Source organism: Burkholderia sp. SIMBA_062 (assembly GCF_046534765.1).
GTDB classification, from domain to species: Bacteria; Pseudomonadota; Gammaproteobacteria; order Burkholderiales; family Burkholderiaceae; genus Burkholderia; species Burkholderia ambifaria.
The window spans coordinates 1-275 of sequence record NZ_JAWRYD010000242.1 but is presented as its reverse complement, the minus strand read 5'-3'; the positions used below and the strand labels follow the sequence as shown (position 1 = coordinate 275).

General features: G+C 65.1%; 1 protein-coding gene. It reads right to left on the bottom strand.

All coding sequences use genetic code 11. The features are described from left to right. Nucleotides 1–275: malonate decarboxylase subunit alpha (locus SB786_RS36210; RefSeq protein WP_410731572.1), on the bottom strand; the 275-nt coding region annotated here is incomplete at both ends.

Sequence of the window (275 nt, the reverse complement as noted above, 5' to 3'; positions counted from 1 at the left end):
CCCACGGCGACGGCATCCAGTTCGTCGACGAAGGTCGGTTCGCCGCCTTTCTTGTATGTCTCCGCGAGTTGCACGACGAGCTTCTGACCGCGCGACACGGGCCCCTGATCCTTCAGGAGCTTGAGCCACGCTTCGCTCGAATGACGGCGGCCGCGCGGATCGTGGCCCATGTTCGGCGCTCCGCCGAAGCCGGCGAGACGTCCGCGCGTCACCGTGGATGAATTGGCGTCCGCGTCGATCTGCAACGTCGAGCCGATAAAGAGATCGACGCCGTA